At 77.1% G+C, this 1977-nt stretch carries 2 protein-coding genes; both read right to left on the reverse strand.

Annotated elements, in window-relative coordinates; translation table 11 throughout:
• The coding region (locus E1291_RS41165; RefSeq protein WP_207401260.1) for an MATE family efflux transporter at positions 1-841 on the reverse strand (841 nt) is incomplete at its 3' end.
• Between the two features lie 155 nt (positions 842-996).
• On the reverse strand, positions 997-1977 hold a 981-nt coding region (locus E1291_RS41170; RefSeq protein WP_131743438.1), incomplete at its 5' end, for a sortase.

Below are 1977 nucleotides of genomic sequence, written 5' to 3' on the forward strand. Positions count from 1 at the left end.
GGGCGGCGGCGGAGCGGCGCCCCGCCGCCACGGCCGCCGGCACCGCCACCAGCGGGACCGCCTGCAGGACGACGTTGAGCCCGCCGAACAGCACCTCGGCGGCGCGGACGGCGGCCAGCGCCGGGAGCCCGCCGAGGACCCCGACCGACAGCAGGACGAGCTGGCGGCCCCCCATCCGGGCGGCGAAGTCGACGCAGTAGCCGGGCAGCAGGTCGCGGTGCGCGGCGATCCAGCGGCCCGCGCGCAGCGGGGCGGGCGGGCAGCGTGACTGAACGACGCCGAACCCGGCCGCGACCGTCGCGGCGGCGCCCCAGGCGGCGACGAACGCGCCGACGTCCGGGTGGGGCCGCGCCAGCACCCAGCCCACCGCGACGATCTGCCCGGCGGCCCAGACCGCGTCGTTGAGGACGGCCCGCCACGGAAGATCGGCCGCGATGAAGACGAACCGCCACGCGTCCTTGAGCAGCAGCCCCGGCAGGAACACAGCGAGCGGCAGCAGAGCCGCCTCGACCGCACCGCCGGTGACCGGCGCGCTGACCAGCACGGTGACCAGCACGGCGACCAGCACTAGGGCGCCCACCACGACCCCGCCGACCAGCGCCATCCCGGCGGAGTCGGCGGAGGCGCGGCGCACCTCGGCCGCGTCGCGCCCGGCGGCGGCGCTGAAGCGGACCAGGAACGGCTCGCTGCTCAGCGCCCGCGACAGCCCCACCGCGAGCAGGTAGACCGCGGACGCGACACCGAACGCGCCCAGGCCCGCGGGCCCGACGCTGCGCGCGACGACGACGGTGAGCGCGACGTTCGCCAGGCTCGACAGCGCCTGGTCGGCGACGCCGACCACGAGCCGCCCGCGCGACCTCCGCCCGCCCGCCTCTCGCGGACGGGCTCCGTGCCCACGGGCCCCTTCATCAGGCGCCCCGGGCCCGCGTCCCTGGAGCCCGCGCGCCCGGAGCCCGCGTGGCGTCCGCCCCGTGGCGGGCGCCGGTGCCGGCGGCATCAGAACGTGGAGGGGATCAGCCGGGCCAGCGACTCGAACCACAGCATCGCGAGCGCCAGCAGGACCGGCATGGTGAGCAGGTACGTCGACAGCCGCCGCCACGACCGGTACAGGTAGGCGGTCACCGCGATCGCCGCCAGCAGCACCGCGCCCCACCCGAGCGAGGGCCACCAGCCGCCCGAGTCACGGCCCAGCCCGAGCTCGTCGCTCTTCAGCTCCCGGTCGTCCTTGATCCGCAGGGCGGCGGCGCCGCCCTGCAGCCGGGACACCACCGCGAACCGGCCGCCATGACCGGCGGGCGCCGTGGTGAGCAGGGTGAGCCGGTTGACGAACGTCCCCTGCGACAGGAAGTCCTGGGCGCCGGTGCCCGCGGTCTGGGACAGCTCGACGGTGTAGGTGAAGCGCCCCTCCTGCGTGGTCACGGTGATGGTGTCGCCGGCGCGCAGCCTCCCGAGCCGGGCGAACGGGCGCCCGTAGAGGTTGCGGTGCCCGACCAGCACGGCGTTGCCCGCCTGCCCCGGCATCGGGGACGGCCGGTAGTGCCCGACGGCCGTGCGCAGCTCCCGGGTGCCGGTCGCCTGCACGACGACCTCGCGCACCCCGATCTTGGGGATCTCCAGCAGCGCGACGGGCCGGCCGCGGCCGGGGGTGGCGGCGAGGTTCCGGTCGCCGGCCACCGCCGCGGCGGCGACCGCGGCGCTCTCCCGGAAGTTCTCGCTCATCTCGTTCAGCAGCGCCCGCTGGTTGCGCTCGTAGGTGATGTGGCCGAACGCGACCGAGTAACCCGCGAAGCACACCAGCAGCAGGCCCGTCACCATGAGCGCGGTCGTGGCCGCGCGGACGACCTTGCGGAGCCCGTCGTCCCGGCCCGCGCCGGACAGCGGGATGACGAACCCCTGCCGGCGCGGCGCCGGCTCGGCGGCCAGCCCGCCGAGCCGCAGCAGCGCCGCGTCGTAGCGGGTGCGCAGCTCGGCGACGCG

This window comes from Actinomadura roseirufa (genome assembly GCF_900659635.1).
GTDB classification, from domain to species: domain Bacteria; phylum Actinomycetota; class Actinomycetes; order Streptosporangiales; family Streptosporangiaceae; genus Spirillospora; species Spirillospora roseirufa.